General features: G+C 42.9%; 17 protein-coding genes and 1 tRNA gene. 12 read left to right on the top strand and 6 right to left on the bottom strand.

The window, feature by feature from the left end; translation table 11 throughout:
• The first annotated feature begins 451 nt into the window (after nt 1-451).
• The 3 genes from WMO26_RS11185 (at nt 452) to WMO26_RS11175 (ending at nt 3,389) form a co-directional block, all read left to right on the top strand.
• The gene (locus tag WMO26_RS11185; protein ID WP_349220451.1) at nt 452-1,723 is read left to right on the top strand and encodes a replication-associated recombination protein A; all 1,272 of its coding nucleotides are present in this window, start codon (nt 452-454) and stop codon (nt 1,721-1,723) included.
• A gap of 244 nt (nt 1,724-1,967) precedes the next feature.
• Nucleotides 1,968-3,206, top strand: a complete 1,239-nt coding sequence (gene dinB / locus WMO26_RS11180; RefSeq protein ID WP_349220449.1) for a DNA polymerase IV — start codon at nt 1,968-1,970, stop codon at nt 3,204-3,206.
• A 96-nt stretch (nt 3,207-3,302) separates the two neighbouring features.
• Nucleotides 3,303-3,389 (top strand) — tRNA-Leu (locus WMO26_RS11175).
• A gap of 249 nt (nt 3,390-3,638) precedes the next feature.
• Here the strand turns inward: WMO26_RS11175 and WMO26_RS11170 are convergent.
• The 5 genes from WMO26_RS11170 to WMO26_RS11150 form a co-directional block, all read right to left on the bottom strand.
• On the bottom strand, nt 3,639-5,120 hold the full coding sequence (locus WMO26_RS11170; RefSeq protein WP_349220447.1) for a recombinase family protein: 1,482 nt from the start codon (nt 5,118-5,120) through the stop codon (nt 3,639-3,641).
• Between the two features lie 296 nt (nt 5,121-5,416).
• Nucleotides 5,417-6,130, bottom strand: coding sequence for a response regulator transcription factor (locus WMO26_RS11165; RefSeq protein WP_349220446.1), 714 nt, complete (start codon nt 6,128-6,130; stop codon nt 5,417-5,419).
• A gap of 117 nt (nt 6,131-6,247) precedes the next feature.
• Entirely contained in the window at nt 6,248-6,709 is a 462-nt protein-coding gene (locus tag WMO26_RS11160) for a hypothetical protein (protein WP_349220445.1), read from the bottom strand.
• A 60-nt stretch (nt 6,710-6,769) separates the two neighbouring features.
• On the bottom strand, nt 6,770-7,564 hold the full coding sequence (locus WMO26_RS11155) for an AraC family transcriptional regulator (RefSeq protein ID WP_349220444.1): 795 nt from the start codon (nt 7,562-7,564) through the stop codon (nt 6,770-6,772).
• Nucleotides 7,565-8,796: 1,232 nt separating this feature from the next.
• Entirely contained in the window at nt 8,797-9,924 is a 1,128-nt protein-coding gene (locus WMO26_RS11150) for a tyrosine-type recombinase/integrase (RefSeq protein WP_349220443.1), read from the bottom strand.
• A gap of 427 nt (nt 9,925-10,351) precedes the next feature.
• On the opposite strand from WMO26_RS11150, the gene WMO26_RS11145 reads away from it, so the two are divergent.
• The 5 genes from WMO26_RS11145 to WMO26_RS11125 all read left to right on the top strand — a co-directional run bounded on the left by WMO26_RS11145 (nt 10,352) and on the right by WMO26_RS11125 (nt 15,047).
• Nucleotides 10,352-10,789 carry a hypothetical protein gene (locus tag WMO26_RS11145; protein WP_349220441.1) on the top strand — a complete coding sequence of 146 codons (438 nt, stop codon included), beginning with the start codon at nt 10,352-10,354 and terminating at the stop codon, nt 10,787-10,789.
• 80 nt (nt 10,790-10,869) lie between these two features.
• On the top strand, nt 10,870-11,841 hold the full coding sequence (locus WMO26_RS11140) for a DUF5050 domain-containing protein (protein ID WP_349220439.1): 972 nt from the start codon (nt 10,870-10,872) through the stop codon (nt 11,839-11,841).
• A 9-nt stretch (nt 11,842-11,850) separates the two neighbouring features.
• A complete protein-coding gene (locus WMO26_RS11135) occupies nt 11,851-12,693 on the top strand; it encodes an ATP-binding cassette domain-containing protein (protein ID WP_349220438.1) in 843 nt (280 codons plus the stop codon).
• 3 nt (nt 12,694-12,696) lie between these two features.
• Nucleotides 12,697-13,971, top strand: coding sequence for a hypothetical protein (locus WMO26_RS11130; RefSeq protein ID WP_349220436.1), 1,275 nt, complete (start codon nt 12,697-12,699; stop codon nt 13,969-13,971).
• Nucleotides 13,972-13,976: 5 nt separating this feature from the next.
• The gene (locus WMO26_RS11125) at nt 13,977-15,047 is read left to right on the top strand and encodes a hypothetical protein (protein WP_349220434.1); all 1,071 of its coding nucleotides are present in this window, start codon (nt 13,977-13,979) and stop codon (nt 15,045-15,047) included.
• Nucleotides 15,048-15,179: 132 nt separating this feature from the next.
• Here WMO26_RS11125 and WMO26_RS11120 read toward each other — a convergent pair whose 3' ends face one another.
• A complete protein-coding gene (locus WMO26_RS11120; RefSeq protein WP_349220433.1) occupies nt 15,180-16,217 on the bottom strand; it encodes a hypothetical protein in 1,038 nt (345 codons plus the stop codon).
• A 544-nt stretch (nt 16,218-16,761) separates the two neighbouring features.
• Between WMO26_RS11120 and WMO26_RS11115 the strand changes: the two genes are divergently transcribed.
• The 4 genes from WMO26_RS11115 to WMO26_RS11100 all read left to right on the top strand — a co-directional run bounded on the left by WMO26_RS11115 (nt 16,762) and on the right by WMO26_RS11100 (nt 23,615).
• Nucleotides 16,762-18,042 (top strand): hypothetical protein, encoded by a 1,281-nt coding sequence (locus WMO26_RS11115; protein WP_349220432.1) that lies wholly within the window; start codon nt 16,762-16,764, stop codon nt 18,040-18,042.
• Between the two features lie 544 nt (nt 18,043-18,586).
• Nucleotides 18,587-20,293 (top strand): DUF3502 domain-containing protein, encoded by a 1,707-nt coding sequence (locus WMO26_RS11110; protein WP_349220430.1) that lies wholly within the window; start codon nt 18,587-18,589, stop codon nt 20,291-20,293.
• Nucleotides 20,294-20,325: 32 nt separating this feature from the next.
• Nucleotides 20,326-21,207, top strand: a complete 882-nt coding sequence (locus WMO26_RS11105) for an ABC transporter ATP-binding protein (RefSeq protein WP_349220429.1) — start codon at nt 20,326-20,328, stop codon at nt 21,205-21,207.
• The gene (locus tag WMO26_RS11100; RefSeq protein WP_349220427.1) at nt 21,204-23,615 is read left to right on the top strand and encodes a hypothetical protein; all 2,412 of its coding nucleotides are present in this window, start codon (nt 21,204-21,206) and stop codon (nt 23,613-23,615) included. The genes WMO26_RS11105 and WMO26_RS11100 overlap by 4 nt, the downstream gene beginning before the upstream one ends.
• Nucleotides 23,616-23,795: the final 180 nt, after the last annotated feature.

Raw genomic sequence — 23,795 nt, 5'->3', positions numbered from 1 at the left:
CCCGAACGGGCGGCCTCCTTCTTTTCAGAAAAAAGGACCGGAGAGGGTGAAGAAAGGAAACAGAAGGATTTATGGGACTAAGTTACGCCTTGCTTTCTGCTTTGCTTTACATATAGCGCTTATAAGAAGGGCGTCATCAGCCGCGCTCCAAAGAGCTGCTCCATGATACCCAAGGCCTTGCCGAATTTTATCAAAGGCATCTTCCAAAGGAGGAGCAGGACTATGTAGAGCGGTTTTGGCATCGTATAACGGGCCGAGCCGGCCCGTTATACGATGCCAAAATACCAAGGCTGCCGGAAAGGCGGGCACGGAGGTTGCAGCGGCGGCGAATAAAAGCGGCCCTTTTTATAAATACGGGACAAAGACCCAAAAAGTTGTACGGGTCCTGTCCATCCTGCTTCACTTGTGGTAAAATAACAAGAAAGCAATTTGACGAAAAGGATGTGGCAGTATGAAAGCGCCTCTGGCGGACCGGATGCGTCCGACGACCCTGGACGACGTGGTAGGTCAAACGCATCTGCTAGGAAAGGGTAAGGTGCTTCGTCGGATCATCGAATCGGGCCAGCTTCCCAACCTGATTTTTTATGGTCCCTCCGGCGTGGGCAAGACCACCGTGGCGTCGGTTATCGCCCGCACCACCAACCGCACTTTGCATAAGATGAACGCCACTACCGCTTCCACCGCCGACATCAAGGCGCTGGTGGGAGAGGTGGATACCCTGGCCGCGCCGAACGGGATCCTGCTGTACCTGGACGAAATCCAGTACTTCAACAAAAAGCAGCAGCAGACCCTTCTTGAGCATATTGAAAACGGCCGCATCACCCTCATCGCCTCCACTACCGAAAACCCCTATTTTTATGTGTACAACGCCATTTTGAGCCGCTCGACGGTGTTTGAATTCAAGCCCGTATCCGCCGGGGAGATCGAACAGGCGGTCCGCCGGGCGGTGCGGTTTTTGGAGGAAGAGTCGGGTGAAGAAATCCAGGCGGAGGATGAGGCGGTGGCCCACATTGCCGCCTCCTGCGGCGGGGACGTGCGCAAGGCCATCAATGCGGTGGAGCTATGCGTCCTTTCCGCTTCGGCCGGGGAGGGGACGCGGCGCATTACCCTCGAGCAGGCGAGCCAGCTCTCTCAGCGCAGCGCCATGCGTTACGACCGGGAGGACGACTCCCATTACGACATTCTCTCCGCTTACCAGAAGTCCTTGCGCGGGTCGGACCCGGACGCGGCGCTTCACTATCTGGCGCGGCTGCTGGAAGCGGGAGACCTGCCCAGCGCCTGCCGGCGGCTGATGGTATGCGCCTGTGAGGATATGGGGCTTGCCTATCCCATGGGTATCGCCGTGGTCAAGGCCTGTATCGACGCGGCCATGATGGTGGGCCTGCCGGAAGCGCGCATTCCGCTGGCCGACGCGGTGGTGCTGGTTTGCACCGCGCCAAAGTCCAACTCCGCCTACAACGGCATCAACGCCGCCATGGCGGACGTGAAAGCGGGAAAGACCGGGGATATCCCGGCTTACCTGCGGGGAACCGGCTACGAAGGCGCCAAAAAGCTTGGCCGCGGGCTTACCTACCGCTATCCCCATGAGTATCCCAATCACTGGCTCAAGCAGCAGTATCTCCCCGACGAGCTGCAGGGGACCCGCTATTACCAGTTTGGGGACAATAAGACCGAGCAGGCCGCCAAGGCCTACTGGGACCTGATTCAGGGCAAGGACGAATAAGCGCGCAGGAAAAAATCCGGGCGGTGAAATGGACCGCCCGGATTTTTTGCGAAAACGGCTCGCGCCTTCCGTATTCCCCGGGAAAATCGCTCACAGGAGAAAACCGTCATAGAGGAAGGATAGCATTTCTAAGGAAGCCCGCGCGGGTAATCACGAGAAATGGGAATTGTTTTCGCTTTACAAAACATACGTTCTATATTAAAATAACAAATAGAATATATGTTCGATAAAGAGGCGGATATAGTTGGAACGGGCCATTTTGCATTGTGATTTGAATAATTTCTTCTATTCGGTGGAGAGCCGGGACTATCCCGAGCTGCGGGGCAGGGCGGTGGCGGTCTGTGGCAGCGTGGAGGACCGGCACGGCATTGTGCTGGCGAAAAGCGAGGAAGCGAAGAAGTACGGCATCAGGACCGCCCAGACGATATGGCAGGCCAAACGCCAGTGTCCCCACTTAGTCATATGCGAGCCCCATTATGAGCGGTACATCTACTTTTCCAGGCTGGTGCAGGGCATCTACGGGGAATATACCGATCAGGTGGAGCCTTTCGGGATGGATGAGGCCTGGCTGGACGTGACCGGCAGCCGCCGCTTGTTTGGCACAGGCAAAGAAATCGGGGAAAAGCTGCGCCGGCGTGTACGCGAGGAGACAGGGCTGACCATTTCGGTGGGGGTCAGCTTCAATAAGCCCTTTGCCAAGCTTGGCAGCGATTTAAAGAAGCCGGACGGCCTGACGGTAATTGAAAGGGCGGATTTCAAAGAGAAGGTCTGGCCGCTTTCCTGTTCGCAGATGATCGGGATCGGCCCTGCCACCGCCAAACGGCTGGCCGGCGCCGGGATCTTTACCTTGGGGGACCTGGCGAACGCTTCTCTCGACTCCTTAAAAAGGCTGCTAGGCAAGTGCGGCGGCCGGCTCTGGCAGACGGCCAACGGATGGGATGCGTCGCCGGTGCGAAGAGAAGGGGAGGAGGAGCCGGTCAAGTCGGTGGGCAACTCCATGACTGAAAGCGCGGACTTGGCCGACGACCAGGCGGTCTTTTCCATGTTCCTGCTCCTTTGTGAGAACGTTTCCCGCCGCCTGCGGGAGCAGGGTTTGCTGGCCGGCGCCATCGCGGTGGACATCCGGGACGATATGCTGACCACCGTAGGGCACCAGGCAAAGCTTACGGCGCCTACCCGCAACGCACTGGAGCTGGCCCGTGCGGCCATGCGTCTTTTTTCCCGGCACTGGCGCTGGGAAAGAGGGCGAACGGTGCGTTCAGTTGGAGTGCGGGGCTACGATCTGGTGGAAGATGGTACCGTCTGGCAGCTTTCCTTTTTTCAAGAGACCGCCCGGGAAGAACGGCTCGAGCGGCTTGCAGGCGACGCCGACCGGCTGCGCGCAAGATATGGAAGAGGGGCCTTGGTGCGCGCCTCCCTTCTGGGCAGGAACGGCTACAGCAAAACCCCGTCGGTACTGCAAAGGGAAAGAATCCAAAGATAAAAAACTGGATAATTTTTTCGAATTAGGGGTTGACAAGTATATGCTGCTACGATATAATAATCAGGCACTCGAAATTCCGAGGCGGAAAATAAATAGGCGGATATGGCGGAATTGGCAGACGCGTTAGATTCAGGTTCTAATGAGCGCAAGCTCATGCAGGTTCAAGTCCTGTTATCCGCACCATGTGAACAGAGGTCGAAATTTGGAACTCAAAAATGAGATAATCCAAATTTGACCTCTTTTTTCATTTCATAAATCCAGCATTTAAGCCATTTTTCAGGGCTTTCCCTCTTTTACCAAAATGGGACACCAGGAAGTAAAACTCAAAAAATCACTATGCAAAAAGTAAAACGGTTCTATTCTGAACCCAGAATTCTCATTTTTGATCGGGTACAGGTATTTGACAATGGTATAATGCAAAGTGAGAAAAAATCAGAGTTTCCAATGTATCACGACTTGCTCACTCGTGGCCCGCACTTGTGAAACAAGAGTGTCAAGCACCCGGCGCTTGTCGTCAAAGTCAACAGACTCCCAGTCCCGCAGATAGCCGGATATGCTTTCAACCTGAGAGGACGAAACGGAATTAGCGGTAAGGTCGGCCACCAGTTTTGCCTGGACTTGCCGTTGCCCGTCCAATTCCTCGATCCGGCTGTTTGCATATTGTAGCAAGGTGGGGTTTGCGCCGGAAAGCGTATCAAGCAGTTTTTCAATCTCGCTTTCCGTTTTAGCAAGCGCGGCGCGGGCGGCGGTCAGTTTCGGATTATAGCTTTCTGTTTTGCCGCCTTTCAGAGTTTGGAACACCCGCATTTTCTTAACCATTTCCGCATACACGGCTTGTTCAAGCACTTGCTTTGTCAGAGTACCCGCACCTTGACAGCCTTTATTTTCCGAGCGTTGTTTACAATGCAGGTATGTAACGCCGTTAGCCGCGTTCTGGCTCGTGAGGGCATATCCGCAACAGCCGCATTTGATTTTCCCGGCCAGCCATGTATTATGGCATTTGCGGCCATTTTGAAACGTGGTGTTTTGTGACAGCTTGTGCTGGACGGCCAGCCAGAGCGCCGATGGAATACGGCCCTTGTGGGGCGCTATGACGAGGATCGGCTCCTCACCCTCCCGGCCCTGATACAGATAACAGCTATAATCACCCGTGAACAGTTCCGGCGGGCTTTCGATTTTCACGCCCTGGGCCTTGAAGTATTCGTAAATATCCATATCGGCCTGGACGTAAACCGGGTTCCGTAAAAGCTGGCCCAAAAATCCGCGCTTTAGAGTTTTTCCATATACCAGAATATCCTGTGTGGTGAAGTACCGGGTAATATCGCCGTATGAGGTTTCCGGCTCCCCGTACATTTCAAACATCATCTCGACGTAATCCATCTCCGCGTTTTCCACCAGCTTTTTTGTTTTGATCCCGTCCATGACGATGGGCTCCAGATCAAAACCGTAAGCCGCCCGGCCCCGCATATAGTAGCCTTTGGCACACCGGGAATAGAAAGCGTCCGTCACACGCATTTGGATGCTTTCGCGTTCCAGTTGTGCGAACACAATACAGATGTTAAGCATCGCCCGGCCCATCGGGGTTGAGGTATCAAACTTTTCCGTGCAGGAGACAAACTCCACATTGTACTGTTTAAATATTTCCATGAGCTTTACAAAGTCCACTATGGAGCGGCTGATCCTGTCCAGCTTATAAACGACTACCCGCTTAATCAGCCCCGCCTTAATATCCCCCAAAAGCCGCTGGAAGTCGGGACGGTCAATGTTCTTGCCGGAATAGCCCTTGTCTTTATATTCCTTACCCTCACCGCCTTTTAATTCGTATCGGCAAAACTCAAACTGGCTTTCAATGCTGATACTGTCCTTTTTGTCAATGGATTGTCTGCCGTAAATCGCGTCTATTCTGTTATCCATTATTTGCTCCCTTTCCGTTGGAACAGGAGCCTACCTACAACTATATGATACCTCTGCCAGCCCCTTTCAACAAGGATGCCGCCGCAAAGGGAAACGGACGACCTCTGGACAAAATGTCCAGAAGTCGCCCGCTCTGCGTCAGGAGAGAAAAAATATCCTTCTATCAATCAACCGCACTTTGGGGCCAAAAGTGAAACCCCCAATAATAAATATTTTATAAACTTTCAATCACCGGAACTTCTGGATATTTTGTCCAGAAGTGATGACGATGTAACAATACCGCTAATAGATGCTTTCTATTCTTTTTTGCGTTTGGGGTCTATGAAGCGATAGCCCGCGCCCCGGACATTTTCAATGCACTCCCCGCCGTCCAGCTTTTGCCTCAGGCGGCTCACGCTGATGGGGATAGCGTTGGTTTCGTTACCAGAAAAATCATCGCCCCATACGTAGTAACGTAATTGTTCATGCGTCAGTACCCGCCCAGCCTGAGAGGACAGCACATACAGCAGATCAAACTCCCGACGGGGCAAGTCCAATTCCCGCCCATAATAGACCACCCGGCGGGTCAGGGGATCGATCAACAGGTTTTCAAACGTGACGATAGTGTAGCACCGCTGGCCGGGCAGGGGTGGGGCTGTGGCGTTATAGCGCCGGAGCAGGGCCTGGGCCCGGAGCAGACACTCCTGGAGTTCCAAAGGCTTTTGTATGAAATCATCCGCGCCCATTTCATAGGCCCGCGCCCGGTGTTCCATGCCACCCTGAGAGGACAGCACCAGGATCGGCATATTCCTCATTTGCCGCATGAAGCGGAGCAGTTGGAGCCCGTCCGTTTCCGATAGGGAGATGTCCAGGATCACAAGCTCATAGTTGTGACGATTTAGGCGCTCGATACCGTCTACCACGGACAGGGTGTAATAAGCGCCGATGCCGTATTCGGTTAAAGCGTATTTGATGGCTTTGCAGTTTTTTAAATCACTATCTATAATTAAAACCCTCTGCTCCGCGTTCATAGTGTAGCCCTCCTTTCCGCTTGTTGCTCTATTGTCACTTCTGGATAAAATGTCCAGAAGTAGCCAGTGCCAGATTATTACTCGACAAACTGGTATTTGTTACATTGTGAACTGTGGTTATATGATACGTTCAGCATATATTTCTGCATTTATATACCATTCGCCATCATCTTTTACAGTAATGTTTTCCCAATGAAAGCGATTATCCTCTATACTAGTAAAAACCCACTTTCTTCTTTCATCATTGACGAAGGTGAGCATTATCATGTCATCTTGTTTTTTTGCCTCAAGTCGTATTATTTTTCCAGTATAACCATAAGCTACATCCCATGCGTGTGTGTCAGGATTATAGATACGCAACGATGTCCCATATTCATAATCAGGCAAAATAATAACATCTTGAATAGCCATTCCTTCAAGAACCCATGAGAAATGCCATTCACCTTTAATTGCAAGGGAATTGTTACCCTCAATATAGTTTATTGCCCAACTACCGATAAGTTTTCCAAAATAATTAAACTCGTCAGGTAATGCTGTGTTTTTACTCTCGCTTGTTAATGCCTCGAAAAAATCTTTCATTACTGTGTTCTCCTTTCCTAATTCGCTCAATTCTAATTAATTCATGCCAGTTGGCCGAAGTTACTTGTATGTTGTTGCATATTGTTTAGGGGTTATGCCCATGTATTTCTTAAACGCATTTGTAAAATGGCTTTGGTGGCTAAACCCTGTTTCAAGTGATATGTCAGCTATTGATACTCCAGCCTCAAGGAGTTTTTTAGCTTTATTAATCCGTACATTTTCAAGGTAGCTATATGGAGAAATGCCGCGATATTTTGTGAACTCTCGTAATAAATAAAATTTACTGTAACCAAATAGTCTGCTCAAATCATCAAGACACAAGTTTTTAGCATAGTTAGCGTCTAAATAATCACATATCTGTTCTATTTTGTGTTCATTACTACCAGTCATTGTGTACATATCCGCAGAGCTGTACCGATGTATTATCACATCAAGAAAGAAGTATAATTTTTCCTCTCGTTCAAACAATGGCCCTCTCTCTATAATTAACCTATGCAGATTAAGAAAATGGTCGATTACAGCACTATCAGTTGCAATACAAGGAGAAAATAGCGGGTATATTTCTTTTTCAAAAACTTTTTGTATCACTAGTAAAGGAATATGTATGCTCAAAAAATCCATGTCGGACTCCCCCCTGCAACCATGAAACTCATTGGGGTTGAACATAGCCATTTCACCTTTACTAAAGGGAAAATTATTCCCCATGTAGACAACATCGCGTACACCCTCAGATATGAGATACCCAAACTCATAGTATTCATGCGAATGGGTAGGAAATACATCAGCATAGCCCTTAACCTCAAAAGCCTCAATATTAAGCTCTTTATCCAAATAAATATTTCCATGACTTTTCATTGAAATACTCCTATTCTGGTTCCATTATAACAAACCGCAAAAAATGATTCTTGCAAATTGTTACCCAATTGTATATTATAGCATATTGGTAAGGTCTAATCTACTTGCCCGATTCTGCACTGTTTAAGCCTTACCGCTAAACGGCAAGCAGGGCAAGCGTATAACGCTTGCTATTTTTGCGGCCCCGCCGGGGCCGCAAAAATGCTTGTTGGGATTGCTCCCCAAACCCGCCACTTCTGGACATTTTGTCCAGAAGTGATGGCTGTGTCCCCGGCGCTATCGCGCCTGCTCCTTATCCCTGCCGGGAGCCGTGATCCCCAGCAGATGGTCGATGTTCGTCTTGACGGCCAGAGCCTCCCGCATATCCCGCTGGGCCGCGTGATCCTCGGCATAGAGGGTCTTTTTCTCCGTCGCAAGTATTCATAAGAGTGAACAGTATCAAGACAGAACTGGGGCGGGACATAGAAAGATACCACCTCCCCCGAAACAGGCCCCGCAAAGGCTTAAAACAAGTGGGTTGCCAGGGGCCTAATTATCTACGCTCCGGCCTTAAATGTTACGCTTTGAAGTCCAAAACAGGGGCAAGTCATAGAAAGATACCATCCCCCGCCAAACTGGGCCCGCAAAGCCTTGAAACAAGCGGCTTTTTTAGGACTAAAAGCTAACAGGTCAGCCTCAGGTTTCATGTGTGTTTCGGTTCTAAACACTCCGATTTTTTAATTTACAGATTCAACCTTATCCCCCGCCATTTTCCAATCATGGAAAAGGGGGCGGCTCTGGAGGATATATCCCCCGCCGCGTCCTGGTGGATAGCACAGGCAGGGCCGCCCGTCAAGGGTAAACCGCCGCAAGCGGCGGCGCTTTCGCGCCCTTGACAGACGCCCCTGCCTGTACTTTTTGTAATGCGGCGACGGGGGATATATACCCACAGGAGCCATGTTGATGACCTCTGGACAAAATGTCCAGAAGTGAGCGGGGGGTAGTCAACATTAGGTCACGTCTCGCCTTACACGACAAAACGCCGTCCATTGTCTCCAATGGCGGCGTTTTGTTGTAGGTTGGCCCCTGTGTTTTCAGTTGTCGTATTATGCCCTTGTCAAGAACCTTTATCTTTTTTGTAGCACAAACCCATAAAAAAGCTGCTCTACAAGCCATTTTTTTGGCTAACGGGGTGGCTTTTTTCATTGATACAACTTTGATTATGTCCCGTACATCTAACAAACATCCAACAACTATGCCAAGCGTTCTGAGATTTTACTTGCCATGTCAACTTTTGATTTGAATTGTGTGTGTAAATAGATATTTCCGGTTGTATAAATATCCGAATGACCTAACCACTCCTGAATGTCTTTTAAATCGAATCCCAGTTCAAATAATAAACTAGCACAACTATGTCGCAAGTCATGAAATCGAATAACCGGTAAATCGTTTTGTTCCATAATTCTTTTAAAGGTATGCGAAACAAAATCTGGTTTTAACGGGTCTCCGTTTTCGAATTTACATATCTTTGAATTCTCGTTATATTCTGAACCCAATAACAATCTGTGTTCCTTCTGCTCTTTTAAAAGCTTTTTTAAATAACCTAAAATAGTTGGTGTAAGTGGTAATGTCCTATAACTCGAAGCTGTTTTTACATTATCTTGATACAAAACAGCTCCTTTGACGTTTATAGCAGTTCGTTTTATTGTAATTGCTTTCTTTTCAAAGTCAACTGCATCCCATTGGAGACCTAATACTTCACTACGTCTTAATCCCAAATTTGCAGTTAAATAGACTGCCGATTCAATAGGCGATCCTTTTACAAGTTGAAATAGCTTTTTCAACTGTTCGTTGTTCAAATATTTTGCAATATATTTTTTCTTCTTGGGCAATTGTACACGATCAGCAGGATTATATGCAATCAAATTTAGGGTTAAAGCATATTTGAGACATTTATGAATATTGGCATGATGCTTATATATAGTGTTTGGCGAAAGGCCACATTCTATTTTATAATTATAGTATTTTTGCAAGTGATTAGGCTGCAAATCCTGTAGTTTGATTCCATTATTACGAAAATAAGGTACGATATGCGTATTGATTACCATTCGATAGTTTTCATAGGTGTTTGCACAAATGTTAGATTTAATTACTTCCAACCATTCTAAAATAAAGTCACAGAATAAAATTGTTTTACATAATTTAATGTTCTTATCTTCATACTCACGCAAAATTTCTTTTAAAAATTCTTCTGCCTTTCTCTTGTTGTTTTTAATATCTAATCCAGTTGAAATCCATTTTTGTCTTCTTACCATGTCTTCATCTTTATAAGATAAGACAACGTGATATTTACCATTTTTCTTTGCTAAACTTCCTGTCATTTTAACTCCTTTCTAATAACAGATAAATTGAAGCCCACCATTACGGCAAGCATTATAGCATAATAATTTGCTTATTTCAAAAAAGAGAGTAGCTTTGTTGCTACTCTCTTTTTTGATGTTTGTTGTTGTTATTTGTTTGAAAGTCCGGTTGTGTTAAATCGTAATCCCGTTTTTCTGTAAGGATCTAACTGTAAGGCTTAAGTGGTGTAATTGGCTAAGTTAAGAATTTGTAATTCTGGTCTAATGTGAATACCAATCTCTTTTTATTGTAAATAAATTACATAAATGAAACTATTCTAATAAAATAAAAGAAAATGTATTAATAAATTTATTTACTACATAGCAAAAAATATGTACATTTTAGCTATAAGTTGTTTTATGCGCGCGAAAACAAACTTATAATAAAAAACAAAGGAGGGATTTTGAAATGAAGAAAACAAAAAGAATCATTTCTGCGATTATGGCATTGACAGCATGTGCCACTATGTCCCTAAGCGTCTCGGCTGCTGTAACACCAGATGGAGGAACTCCAGGTGTTAACCGAGGAAATCAGGTGGAGGAAGGCTATTCAAAAGGTGGTTCTGTAAAAGCATGGGTTCAAGCAAAGTCTCAATGGCAAAGCGGACCTACTGCTTCCTCGTGGTTGTATTGTGCGCATCCAGGGAAAATGTACGTATCTACAAACGCCTATGATACAAACGGAGGTTCCCATCCTGGGTTCAATTCTGTAACCAACAGACAGATTAACCAATTGGAATGCAATGTGAATTGTGCAAGTTTCACTCCTTCTTATGAACTGGGAGGGTATACTTATGTAAGCAGTTTATGCGGAGAGTGGGGATCTGGGACAAAAGCGTATTATTAATAGTCAAGTCTTAGAAGCAAATTAAACAACGAAAGCGTGGGATACTCCCACGCTTTCGTTGAAAACAAGGGGAAAGTAAAATGAAAACACAAAACTATAAAATAATAAGTTTAATGCTTATCTTAATATTAATATTAACAAGTTGCAATAATCAACATATAACATTTGAGGGTGAATTCGGAAATACTACAGAAAATATTACTATGGGCAATGGCATGGCAACAATGAAAAATGATTTTATATATTTGAGAAACAGTTATGGTATTTATGAATATGATACAAGCGACAACAAAGTTATAAAGTTAAAAGATGGTACTTATATGAATTTAAATATATGTGGAGACAAACTGTTTTATAACAGTTATGGGGGCTCCGAAATTTATTGTTCTGATTTGTCAGGTAAAAATGAAAGAGAGTTTTATAAAGCGGAAAATAACACTTTTTTAGATAAGATTCTGTTTTATGATAATTATATATATATGTTACAAAATATGCAATTAACAAGATATAATATAAATACAAAAGAACTGCAAATAATCTCTGATAACCAGGTTCTTTCTTATGGAATATTAGATAATTATTTGTATTATATTATAGAAAATGATTACAATTTATATAGAAGAAATTTATCTAACATTAACGATGAACCAGAATCGATTGAGTTGAACTTTATGCCTGTACAATTGAATGTTAAAAATGAATCGAATATATTTTTGAGCAAAGTAAGAGAACAAGGATCTTGGGATGTGTTTCAATTAAATTGGAGTTCGCCGAATGAGATTAAAAAAATAGAAGGCGTAAATACGTTTTTTTATTTAATTAATAATAATGACTTCTATTTTATTAATGAAGATAATAACAAATTCTGTAAAATTGATTTAAACGATCCTGAAAAAAATATTACCGAAATTTCTGAAACAAATTCTGACTGTATTAATTTGCTTGACGGAAAGTATATATACTATTCAACATATTCTGACGATTATAAAGAGCGCAACGAATATATTTATAATATTCAAAATGAAGAATCAATAAAAATTTTATACGAATAGGTGGTTGTAATGATATCTATTAATAACATAAGCAAGTATTATGGGAAAAAGAAAGTGCTTGATAATATAAGCTGTACATTTGATACAGGAATTAATAGCATCTTAGGGCCTAATGGTGCCGGAAAAACTACATTGATGAATATTATTTGTAATACAATTAAATGTCAAAATGGAGAAGTCTATTACGATAATACACCCATAATTAAACTCGAAGAAAAATATCGGAAAGATTTATCAGTGTTGTTCCAAAATAATCCGGTTTATCCTAATTATACCGCGAAAGAATACCTGAAATTTGTTGGTATATTAAAGGGCATGGACAAGGAACGCATTGAGACAGAAATATCCCGAACATTAGACTTGGTGAATTTATCAGATGAATGTAATAAGAAAATTAAATCATTTTCAGGTGGAATGCGTCAGCGTCTTGGAATTGCTCAAGCATTAATGAATACGCCTAAGATAATTATATTTGACGAACCAAGTGTAGGACTTGATCCGAAGGAAAGGGAGCAGTTTAAAAGAATAATTTATAAATTGAAAATGAATTCTATTATTATTATATCTACTCATATTGTATCGGATATTGATAAAATTTCCGATACAATTACTATTATGAATAAGGGCAAAATAATAGTACAAGGCAACCAAAACGATCTTATTAAACCAATTTCTGGGGCTGTTTGGCATATACCTAATGACGAACTAAATAGTTTTAAAGATGAAGATATATATTTTGATGATAGTGAAGCAAGAATGATTTCTGTTAAACAACCTAGTGCTAATTCTATAAGGTGTCAAGAAAGTCTTAATGACGCTTATTTTTATTATACATCTAATAAGAAGGTGTAGTTTTTGAATATAAAACTTATTAAATTGTTAGTAAAAAACAACGTTGGGATATTTGCTATCCTAATTTTAATATTAACTGTATTAAATGTTTGTGTAATAAATAATTCGAATGATTGCTGTTTCAATCTTTATAATGAAACGAAATTCTATTTTAATAATACAAAAAACGATTCGGGCAATTTTTTTGAAACATTACAAGTTGATTTTGACGAATCTAATCAGGAAATCATGGATATTCACAATATGACAGATACAAATGATCAAGAAAATAAATTTGACTATGTAGAATCTAAATTTAATCAAAGTAATGTGGATTTGATTCAAAAAAAGTTAAATATGCCTGGGAGATTCACCAAATATGTCTATACTGATAATGCAATGCTTAATAATTTATTTTCTTCAATGTTGAATCAAAAAAATCTAAAAGAAAATACTCAGAACAATATTGAGCTTATAGATAGACAATTAAAAAGAATCTCTAATAAAAATGGATACGAATACAAAGAAGCACTCATTATAAAAGAACAACTTTCAAAACTCCTTGAGTATGATAGTCAAGATGTACAGTTGGCAATAGCAGTAAATCAATTTAGCAATATATATAATAACAATTTATTCTTATTATTAGTTGTACTTATTACTGGATTTGGCGTATATTCTGGTTCGCTAAAATTTATTGCAACTACCACTATAGGGATTGAAAAATATGTTCTAAATTGTAATATACAATATTTGTTACTAGTAGTCTTATCGTTTTTTATATATACAACTATTTTTATTTTAAATATGTTGAATTATAATATAAGTTTTGAAATATTTAATAAACCAATACAAATCTTAGAAGGCATGGAGGGGAGTGTTTATGACCTTACTGTATTACAATATGTATTGATTCTAGTCGGAGGCAAATTGATTTATTTTATTCTTTTTTCGTGTGTGATTCTATTGATTTCATTATTCACAAAAAAGAACATAATATCATTAATAATAAGTGCAGTAGTTGTGTGTACGCCTATTATAATTAACGAGTTTGTCAATATTCAAGTGCAAAACCACAATAGTACAATAATAACGGCAATGAATAATTTTTCTGTAGGCTCTCCAGTAATGTTTGTTACAAATAATATAAAAAATATTGTATCAATTAACGATTATATAAATTTGTTTGGAACTCCAGTTCATGGATTATATGTATATTTGGTTGTATTATTCTTGCTCTCTCTTGTGCTTTTTGTTGCTGCATATTATGTCTCAAAACCCATAGTTACTGGTAGGTGAACAAGATGATTTCACAATATTTGAATCATGTTTTAAAAAAAAATGGCATATTAGTATTTGTAGTCATAGTTGTATTTGTTCTGCTGAAAATGTGTATAATTAATTCTAGCGTGAGCAATTATACGGATGACATTTTTGACAGCTTGATTAGAGAAACATATGATTTGACACTGAAGGAAAAAGAAAATTATATAAATGATAAACAAGAATATGTTATAAATAATTTTGATAAAGATTCAATAGAATATCATAACTATGAACAAGCAATCACATTGTACATTCAATATTTAAATAATGCAAATAATGTTAAGGGGTATATTGATTTTGCACTTACTGGCGAAGGACTTAGACTGCCAACGTTGCCAAATGATTTTTACGCGAATATAAATGGGTTTAAATCTCTAGACACCCCGAATGTGATTCATCAAGCTCAATATCAATGTTTTTTGCAATTGCAACATTTTTTTTACATCCCAATAGTAATGCTTGTGTTAATAGCAATATTAATTTCTGCTAATAGCGAATACGGGATTTACAAAATTGTAAATATATCATTTAAAAGAAAAAAATATTATGTAATGGAAAATACAGTTTTGCTTTTGTTTTCAATTGTATTAGTAATAACAAACTTTTTATTAGACTTTTTGTGTAGTGGACTAGACAAGATTTCATTTACTTTTGATTCGTCAGTTCAAAGTATAAATATGTTGTCTGAAACTACTGTTAATTGTTCGATTGGGCAGTTTTTGTGGTTAGTATTAGCTGTTGATCTTGTGATTTCAATAAACAGTGTTTTGATATTTACTATAATTGCTCATTACAGTAGAGAAATAAAAAAATACTTTTTACTTTCATTTTGCGTTATTATTTTTGTTTCATGTATTAAATCAATTGCACCAAAAACAGAATCTGTTTGCTTGTTTGGAATAACTGATATTTATAAAGTGTTTGTTAATAGTGGGTGGTCAAATATATTAAATACAAATTCATTATTTTTTTATGTTGCTTTGAATATCTTTATTGCCTTAATTCTTTTCTTCTGCAAGACAAGACAAGAAAAGTGTATGTATGTTTAGTCTTTGTGATTATTATCTTTGCCGAAATCTTACAATTACCAGTATTGTTACGCTAGTAATTCAGGTAACAAAAAAGAAGTAACCGCCGTCCCCTAGACAAGTTCGGCGATTACTTCAAACAACTTCCGAGGATTACCCCCTGCCTAATTTCCACACACCATTTTGTTTTACATACACATTTCTTCCTTGCCTCCATTGTCCATTCTGTTTGACAAACACAATGCCATTTGTCCATGTACCATCTATCTTTATTTTTGTCCCATTTCCAAGAGAAAGAGAATTACTTTCAACCCAATCAGAAGCTAAATTTTCACCGAATGCAGTATTTTTAGAACGAATTCGGTATGTTAATGTTTTGCCCGAAATAAACTGACTTGGGACATGGGAACAATAAGTTTTTTTGTGATCTGTGAAAAGAGGAACCCAATTACCATCATCAACTCGATATTGGACATCGTATCCAGATACCGGATCCTCTCTACAGAAATAATGAATTACTGCGCTATCCCATTGAATTTGAACCGTACTCCCCGATTGATGATTTGTGATAGAGCCATTGGAAGTTACAATAACAGATGAAGGGGGAGAGGGGTAATTATTTCGTAGATATGGCCCATTATCAACATTTCCAGAAGATTGACCTGAAGTGTCCCAAGCATGAACTCGAATCCAAACACCTTGTCCTCTACCGACTCGACTTCCGAAGTCGCAAGCTTCACTCATTTGAATGCTATTCCCGCCGCCAAAATAGGAATTATATCGTCCCCATGAAGTTTGTTGCCCATTTGAATCTGATAAATTATAATCAACATGCACCACGCCAATATTTCCAGAAGCATCGGTAGCATTGATTCTAATATCCAGAGTATTTCCAAATACCTGCCAGGGAGTGATACTTACATCAGAAATCACAGGTGGATCATCAGTAGGCGGCGTAACAGATATAGGATCAAGTGTAACGGTATCTGATGCAGTAATCGTGTTAATAACTACACCGCTATAATTTCCGTTGAATTTCCACGATGCGGAAATTCCAATTTGTTTTGTACCATCCGCTTCATGTCCTACTGTAACACTTTGAGAATAGAGCAAGGTTTCGTGAGAATTAAAAATATCACTATTATGTATTGATGGACTATTATATGGAACTATAAAAGATTGACTTTTCATAGCTTATCTCGCTCCTTGATGCCATTGATTCCAAAGTTGAGCAGTTCGGGAGTCCAGAGTAATAAAAATATGTCAGCGGAGTTCTTAAAATCTACTGAAAAGAGTCGGTTCAATGAACAAGACGCGCTGCAGCTTTTTTCTGTTTTTTCAGCTTGTTTGCAGCACTCGCGTTTATTGCAGGTATCTTTTTTGGGTAGCACAAACCTAGCGACGAGCCGCCGCATCTAAGACGCGCACCTCACTTTGTGAGGTGTGTTTTTTCGTATTTGGGATTTTGGAGTTATATAAGATTTTTGCGAAGGATATTTTTCTGAAAAATGCAAAAGAACGTTTTAGCATGCAAAAACGATATATCAATTTCATTTTAGTTTGTAACGATGGAACATCTGAAATCAAAAACGAGTACTATTTTAGAAAAATCGGAAAAGCCATACAAGATTTCACAAAAATAACCATTTTTTTAAACATTTTTGTCTGTTTTTTGTTATGAATTATATTCACGATATGGTATTCTATACCTAAAGAGAGAAAAGGAGGGAGAGATTTGAGCAACAGAAAAAAGGTTTTGATTGGAATTCTAGCGATAGCGCTCCTTTGCGTAGTTGGCATCGGTATCTGGGTGCTGACCCGTTCCGTCTCCCAAACGGAGGAGCAGGTATGGGCCTATAACGATTTAGCGTATGGCGCCGTCAGTGAGAAGGGGATTTATCACGAGCCTTTTCCACAGTCGTCCGGTCAGGTTCTGTTTTACGACTTTCAAGCGAAGGAAGCCGTTTACCTGTGCACGAAGCCCAACTGTACCCATACGAAGCGGCCCGCTGACCCTCTTAATCCTATGCCGGAGGAATGTGATGCGTTTTTAAATGCCAAGTATCTCGCTTCCTATAACGGAAATCTTTATTACTTTTTGAGTAATATGAACGGCACCGGGATGCGCACTCAGGCGATTCGGGCCAAGGAAGACGGGAGTGAACGGCAGGTGCTCGGAGAATTTGACGGAACCCTTTCTCTCATATCACCCGGGCTTTACCGGGACAACTGCTTTTATTTTCTCAACTCCGTGTCGGTCATGGAGGATGCGGAGGTTACCTACCCCAGCGGGGAGGTGGAGATGCATCCCCAGCAGGTGGCCAACAAGCTGTCTCTCGCCTGCTTTGATCTGGAAAACGGCAACTACCGGGACTTGACGGTTCCTATTCAGAAAACGGATATACAAGGCGCTATCTGTGGAATTTGGGAAGATACCGTGTACTATTTTTTCACGGATTTCCAGGAGGACGGTGCGTTTTCAACGCTGTATGGATACGATCTTGCCACCGGGGAGACGCGGATAGTGGAGGAAACCATGGATACCCGTGTGTTTAGTCTTGCGATTATGGTGGAGGATATCTTATATTATCCCGGCCGGGAGCAGGAGGGAGAAATCCCATTGTACGCAATTAATTTGAATACCGATGAAAAGACCGTGGCAGCCTGGCTGCCAGAAGGGTGCTCGGGATACCGAAGCTTAGATGGAAAAGTGTTTTTCGAGAAAGAAATCCCAGGAGAAAACGGATATTTTCATCTTCTTACCTGCTACTACGATCCCAAAACCGGGGAGATTGCCGAAGTTGATTTTCCGGTTTCCGAAGGGCGGTATATCACACCCAAGCAGGAGGTGGGCGATCAGATTTTGTTTACCATTGACGATGAGATTCTCCGCTTTGATTTAAGATCAGAGACCGAGAGCAAGGACAAAGAGTACCGGGAAAGCCACCAATTCCGAGGTATTATATCCAAGGAGGACTATTACCGCAAGAACCCGGCTTGTACCTTATTTCAATAGACGGTGATGGGGGAAACGGAGAAAAAAGGAAGGGTGAAATACAGGATGAAGAAAAAGTTGTGTGTATGCCTGTCTTTCGTTTTAGTTCTGTCGATGGCCTTATTCGCCTTGTCTGCAAGCGCTGTAACCAGATCCGACGGGCCGCTTACGGGTAGTCTGACGTTTTCTCCATTTGAACCAACAGCGTCTTCCTCCGTTGCAGGCCTTCATGTTTATGTGCAAGTCCGAGGAGACTACCATGACGACGATGGATATACCTATTCCCGGATGAACTACATGGAGAAATCAGATGGAGGTACGATTAGTACTATGGTAGGCAATCCGGCTGGAAGAAGTTTCTATTATGCTGCTTCTTACCATGAGGCTAATCACGGCCAATACTATTTGGATCTTAATTCGAACATGTAGTAATAAGGTCAAAGCTCCTATCTGCCTACTTAAGTAATTGAATAATTAACTAGTGTTTCCGGTTCTCCCTTTCATCCCCCTTCCTGTTTTTTGTTCGTCTGTTCCTGCTGTGATTCAAAGAGAAAAGGTGAGAAGTATGAAACAAATAAGCCGTTTGCTATCTGCCCTTTTGATCTTGACGCTTTTATTCCTGTCCGGCTGCGAAAAGAGGCCGGAGGGAGTATCCGGCGAAAGTCAGATTCGGTTCACCGAATCTTCCCTGGACAGCAGCGTAACCTATCTCCCCGCGGACTTTGAAACATTGTATCCAGGTAAGAAAAAGCTGGTGTGGCTGCTCAATGATAACGCGTTGGGAAACGACCCGGCTGTGTTTATGCGGCTTAATGAGCTTCTGGAACAAAGAGGATATGATTTTGCGGTCCAAGGCGTATTGGTCAATAGTGGTGCGATTTATTCCCAGGTAAGCGAAGACGAATTCGATAGTGCCTACCAAAATTTTGTAAGGCAGTGGATTGAGTCGGGCAAGCAGGCTGACCTTTTTATGACAGACGTCACCCGGGGCCAGCCGGAATCCAACAAGTACATCCGCGTCACCGATTACTTTGTGAAAAACAAACTATCGTTGCCACTTGACGACTATTTGCAAACCGAAAAGGGAAAAGAGCTCTACGAGGCAATTGATCCGCGAATCTGGAGAAAGAACTCCTATGAAAACCAGGTATATGGAGTGTCCAATTATCTGCTTGGAAGTTTCCGTTATCTGGAGGTCAACAAGGCAATGGCAGAAAAATACGGCGTGACTCCAGAAGACTTACAAAAGGATTTATGGGAGCTCGAAGACATACTCAAACGTGTGTACGAGGGAGAAGGCGGACGCATTACCCCGTATTTATGCAGTACAGCATGGAATGTAGAGGCTCTGCCGTACGAATATGTGACCACGGCGGTTGGCTGCCCGATTGAGGGAGAGGCGACCTCATTTTGCAACATTTATGAAGAAGAATACGTACAGAAGCTCTTTCGTACCATCCGCCGGTATAAGGAACTGGGGTATTTACAAGCTGGCGTAAATATGGCGAAGACTGGCCTAATGTCCGACGCTTATGAATGCAACGGGGACAATGTCTTCATTTTCGCCACCGCTAACAAATATCGAGAGGAACTTCCCGTATTGGAGGAAAACCGCAGTTATCGCAACATCATCGCCATGGAGGATGAAGGGCCGGTTTATGAAAATTGTGAACCATTCCCTATCTGGAACATACAGACCAGCCATTTTTCGAGAATCAGCGGAGCCATGCAGGCCAACTGCATCAGTGCACGATCCGAGCAGGCCGACGAAGCGTTTGAGATGCTGTACCTCGCCTACACGGATGAAGAAATCGCCAACCTGCTGTTCCACGGAGTGGAAGGGCGCAATTATGAAGTCCAGGACGGATATGCGGTCGAGCTCAAAGAAAGCGAAATGGAGGACGATGACCAGAGCCTTTTCTACAGTCCCCGCTATTATATGAGCCCCATTTCCAATTGCTTTCTGACCCTTCCCAAGAATTTTATTAACATGGAAGAGCCGCAGGCCAAAGCGTCCGCGTATGCAAACCAGAATGCGAATACAAAGGATTCCTGCCTGGAAGGCTTTTATTTTGATCCAAGTTCGGTACAGGACAAAATCGACGCAATGGATGCCGTGCTGGCAAAGGTGGAATATGCCGGACTATGGACGGGAACCTGTGAGGACGTGGATGGAACCTTACAGAAGCTCAATGAAGAACTGAAGGCGGCGGGAATCGAGGAAGTCGTGTCAGCGGCCAACGCGCAGCTAGAGGCGTGGAAATCCAATTGAACCTGATACACTCCAGAAGGGGAGACACATGTATGAAACTGGAGATTCAAAACCTGAGCAAAAGCTATGGGGAGAAAAAAGCGCTTTCGCATGTCAGCCTCACGCTTACGCCAGGTGTTTACGGGCTTCTAGGCCCAAACGGTGCTGGAAAGTCGACGTTAATGAACATCATTACCGACAATGTCCGGCTGGATTCTGGAGAAATCTGCTTTAATGGCGAAAGTATTTTCAAAATGGGAAAGCGGTTTCGAAAAATACTCGGATATATGCCGCAGCAGCAGGAGCTGTACCCAAGCTTTACAGGATGGCGTTTTTTAAATTATATGGCCGCCTTAAAGGGAATGACTAAAGAACAGGCGAAACAGGAGATCCTACAGACGGCAAAGCTTGTGAACCTAGATGGCGATCTTAACCGCAGGCTCGGCGGATATTCTGGAGGAATGAAGCAGCGTATCCTGATCGCACAAGCAATACTAAACCGGCCGCAGGTGCTGATTTTAGACGAACCGACGGCCGGGCTTGACCCAAAAGAGCGGATTCGCATCCGAAACCTAATTTCAAAGATCGCGCTGGACAAAATCGTGCTGATTGCTACCCATGTGGTGTCAGACATTGAGTATATTGCAAAGGAGATCATCCTGCTTAAGAAAGGGGAAATCTTATCGCAAAAGGAGCCTTCGGCTTTGGCAGAGGAATTGTCCGGCCATGTTTTTGTCGTATCAGCACCGCCTGAACGGGTAGGAGAGCTCCAGGAAGCATACCGGGTGTCCAATCTGGCAAGAGAAGGCGACCGGGTACTTGTCCGTCTCCTTTCCCAAACACCTCCCAAGGATTATCCTAACCAATCCGTCTCCCCAACGGTGGAGGATTGCTACCTGTATCATTTTGAAGAAGAGGGAGAATCGCTGTCGTGAGGATTTTAAGGGCGGAATTTGCAAAAGTATACGCCAAAAAGGGGATTTGGCTTTTGCTTATACTCCTTATATTACTCAACGGTTTTCTACTTGTACGAAACGAATCGGTTTCGCATCCCATGGTGACGGCCGAAGAATATGTCGCGCAGTTTTCTTATATGAAAGGGATGACCTCCGATGAGCGTGCGGCGTATCTTGCCGCACGGGAGGAGGATCTCAAGTGGATTATGCAGCTAACGGCGGTTAGTGAGGACCAGGCGGGTGCTTTTTTGATGCAAAACGACCTTGCCGGTTCCTTGACGCCAGAGCAATTATCCCGCTATCAGAACATGATTGAAGAAGGGAGCTATCTTCAGTTTACACGTGGACCGGGATTCGAGTATGAGCTAAACCGGACGTATTATCAGCAGCAGCAAGCGTTGGCTGGCTATCGCACTTCCATAGAAGAAATTCAGGAAAAAGCCGCTTCCATGACGAAAATTTCAATTTTTGCGGACGAAGGCTCTTTTTCTTTCCGCAATATTCAGAAAACAGCTGAGGATTTCAAGTCCTTTCAAAATTTGACGCTGCCGTTTGATCAATCGTTGGGGATCAATATGTCTACGGGTTTCATTGGGACAGATATTGCGATTCTTTTTCTTGTTTTTATGGTCTGTACCTCTCTTATCACACAAGAAAAGGAAAAAGGACTTTTTTCTTTGGTCCGCTCCGCCTGCCAAGGCCGCGCTCCGGTTATTGCGTCCAAAATCGGTGTGCTAGCCGTATCCTGCGGTATGTTTACCGGGTTGCTGTTTGGCAGTAATGTACTAATCGCTTCTTGGATTTACGGCTTGGGAGACCTTTCCCGTCCCATTCAATCGGTGGATACCTGTATGGGGCTGGCTCTTCCTGTGAATGTATGGCAGTATTTGCTATTGCTGTTTTTGATGAAGTGGCTGCTCTTTTTCTTGTTTGCATTGATTCTTCTCTTGTTCAGTCTTGTTATACGTAGCCCGGTTCTGATCTGTGCGGGCATCATCGGGATAGTTGGGGTAGAGTATGTAGCGTATACCTTGATTTCCTCTACATCGAGCTTATCTTTTTTTAAGTATGTCAATCTCGTTTATTTCACATTCCAGCCGGAATTTTACCGCACCTATCTGAACGTGGACTTTTTCTCTGTTCCGGTAAATCTATTTACGCTTTTCTTTGTAGTGTGCGTCGTTCTGATGGCTTGCCTCATCGCAGGAAACATGTTGCTTTTCTGCCGCGGAAAAAACAAAGCGTCCAAGGGGGCAGCCCTTTTTGCCAGTAGGCGAAAAAAACGGCATGTCCAAGTACATCTTGCTTCCCATGAACTCTATAAGGCGCTGATTGCAAACAAAGTTTTGTTCTTGCTGCTGGTATTCCTTGGCTTTCAGCTTTATGGTGCAACGCAAGCCAAATCCATGCTGACCACGGACGATCTATATTACAAAAGCTATGTGCAGGTTCTGAAAGGGCCGGTAACCGAAGCGTCTCTCTCTTTTATTGAAAAAGAACAAGAAAAGTTCGCGCACATTGACGAACAAACACGGGAATTGGGGGAGCAGTTTCAATCGGGATCGCTGTCCCAGAGCAAGTACGAAGAAGAACTGATACGGTTAAGCGCTCAAACCAAAAGCAGGAAGGTTTTTGAACAAGACATACTTGGCCAGCTTCGTTACATGGAAGAATACAAGGAAACACAGGGGAGAGAATTGTGGTTTGTCGATGATTTTGGTTTTCGGCAGTTAACGGCGGAGCAATCTGTTGGGACAGATCAGTATAATGCCTTTTTGCTTGTACTGATGCTGATAGTTGGGCTCAGCGCCACCTTTTCCTCGGAGTATTCGTCCTCGATGGCGAGACTTATTACCACCTGCCCAAAGGGTCGAGGTGCCACGGTGACGTACAAATTGTGTATTTCCTTTCTGATTGTGCTTTTTGTGTTCCTGACCGTATATCTTCCCGAACTTATTAACATAGTCAGGCTCTATGGGATGGACGGATTGGATGCGCCGGTACAAAGTATGCAGCATTTGCAGCAGTTTCCTTTGGCAGTTTCCATACGAGGGTATCTAGTCCTTTTATATGTTACCCGCTTGCTTGCCGCGATGGGCGTGGCGGGGATGGTATTGTTGTTCTCATTGGCGGTTAAGGATACCTTGAAAGCGATGTTCCTGTCATTTGGTTTATTTGCCGCCCCGCTTGCCTGCAGTATGCTGGGAATCCATTGGCTGGATTCCATTACCTGCAACATTTTGCTTACTGGGAATCAACTGCTGCAGGGAACTGTTTCCAATCGGATGATGGCGAATGTATTAATGGTGGTTTATCCCATAATTGCTGTAGCAATGGCGATTTTTTCAGTGGTTTGGATCTATCAAAAGTTTGGGAAAAACAACTGATTTCATTCAGGCAGGAAATGGAGGCTTAAACGTCCATGTGATTTTTAAAATCTCACCCTTGTTATTTATAACGGAACATTCAAAATCAAAAATCAAAATGAAATATTTATTTTGAATCAGAAATTCTTATTTTTAGTATGGTATCTTTTTTGTAGCACAAACCCAAAATGGCGTGACAAA

The organism is Solibaculum intestinale (assembly GCF_040096205.1).
Lineage (GTDB): Bacteria > Bacillota > Clostridia > Oscillospirales > Acutalibacteraceae > Solibaculum_A > Solibaculum_A intestinale.
Note: the sequence above shows the minus strand (reverse complement) of the source record. Positions and strands in the feature narration are given on the sequence as shown.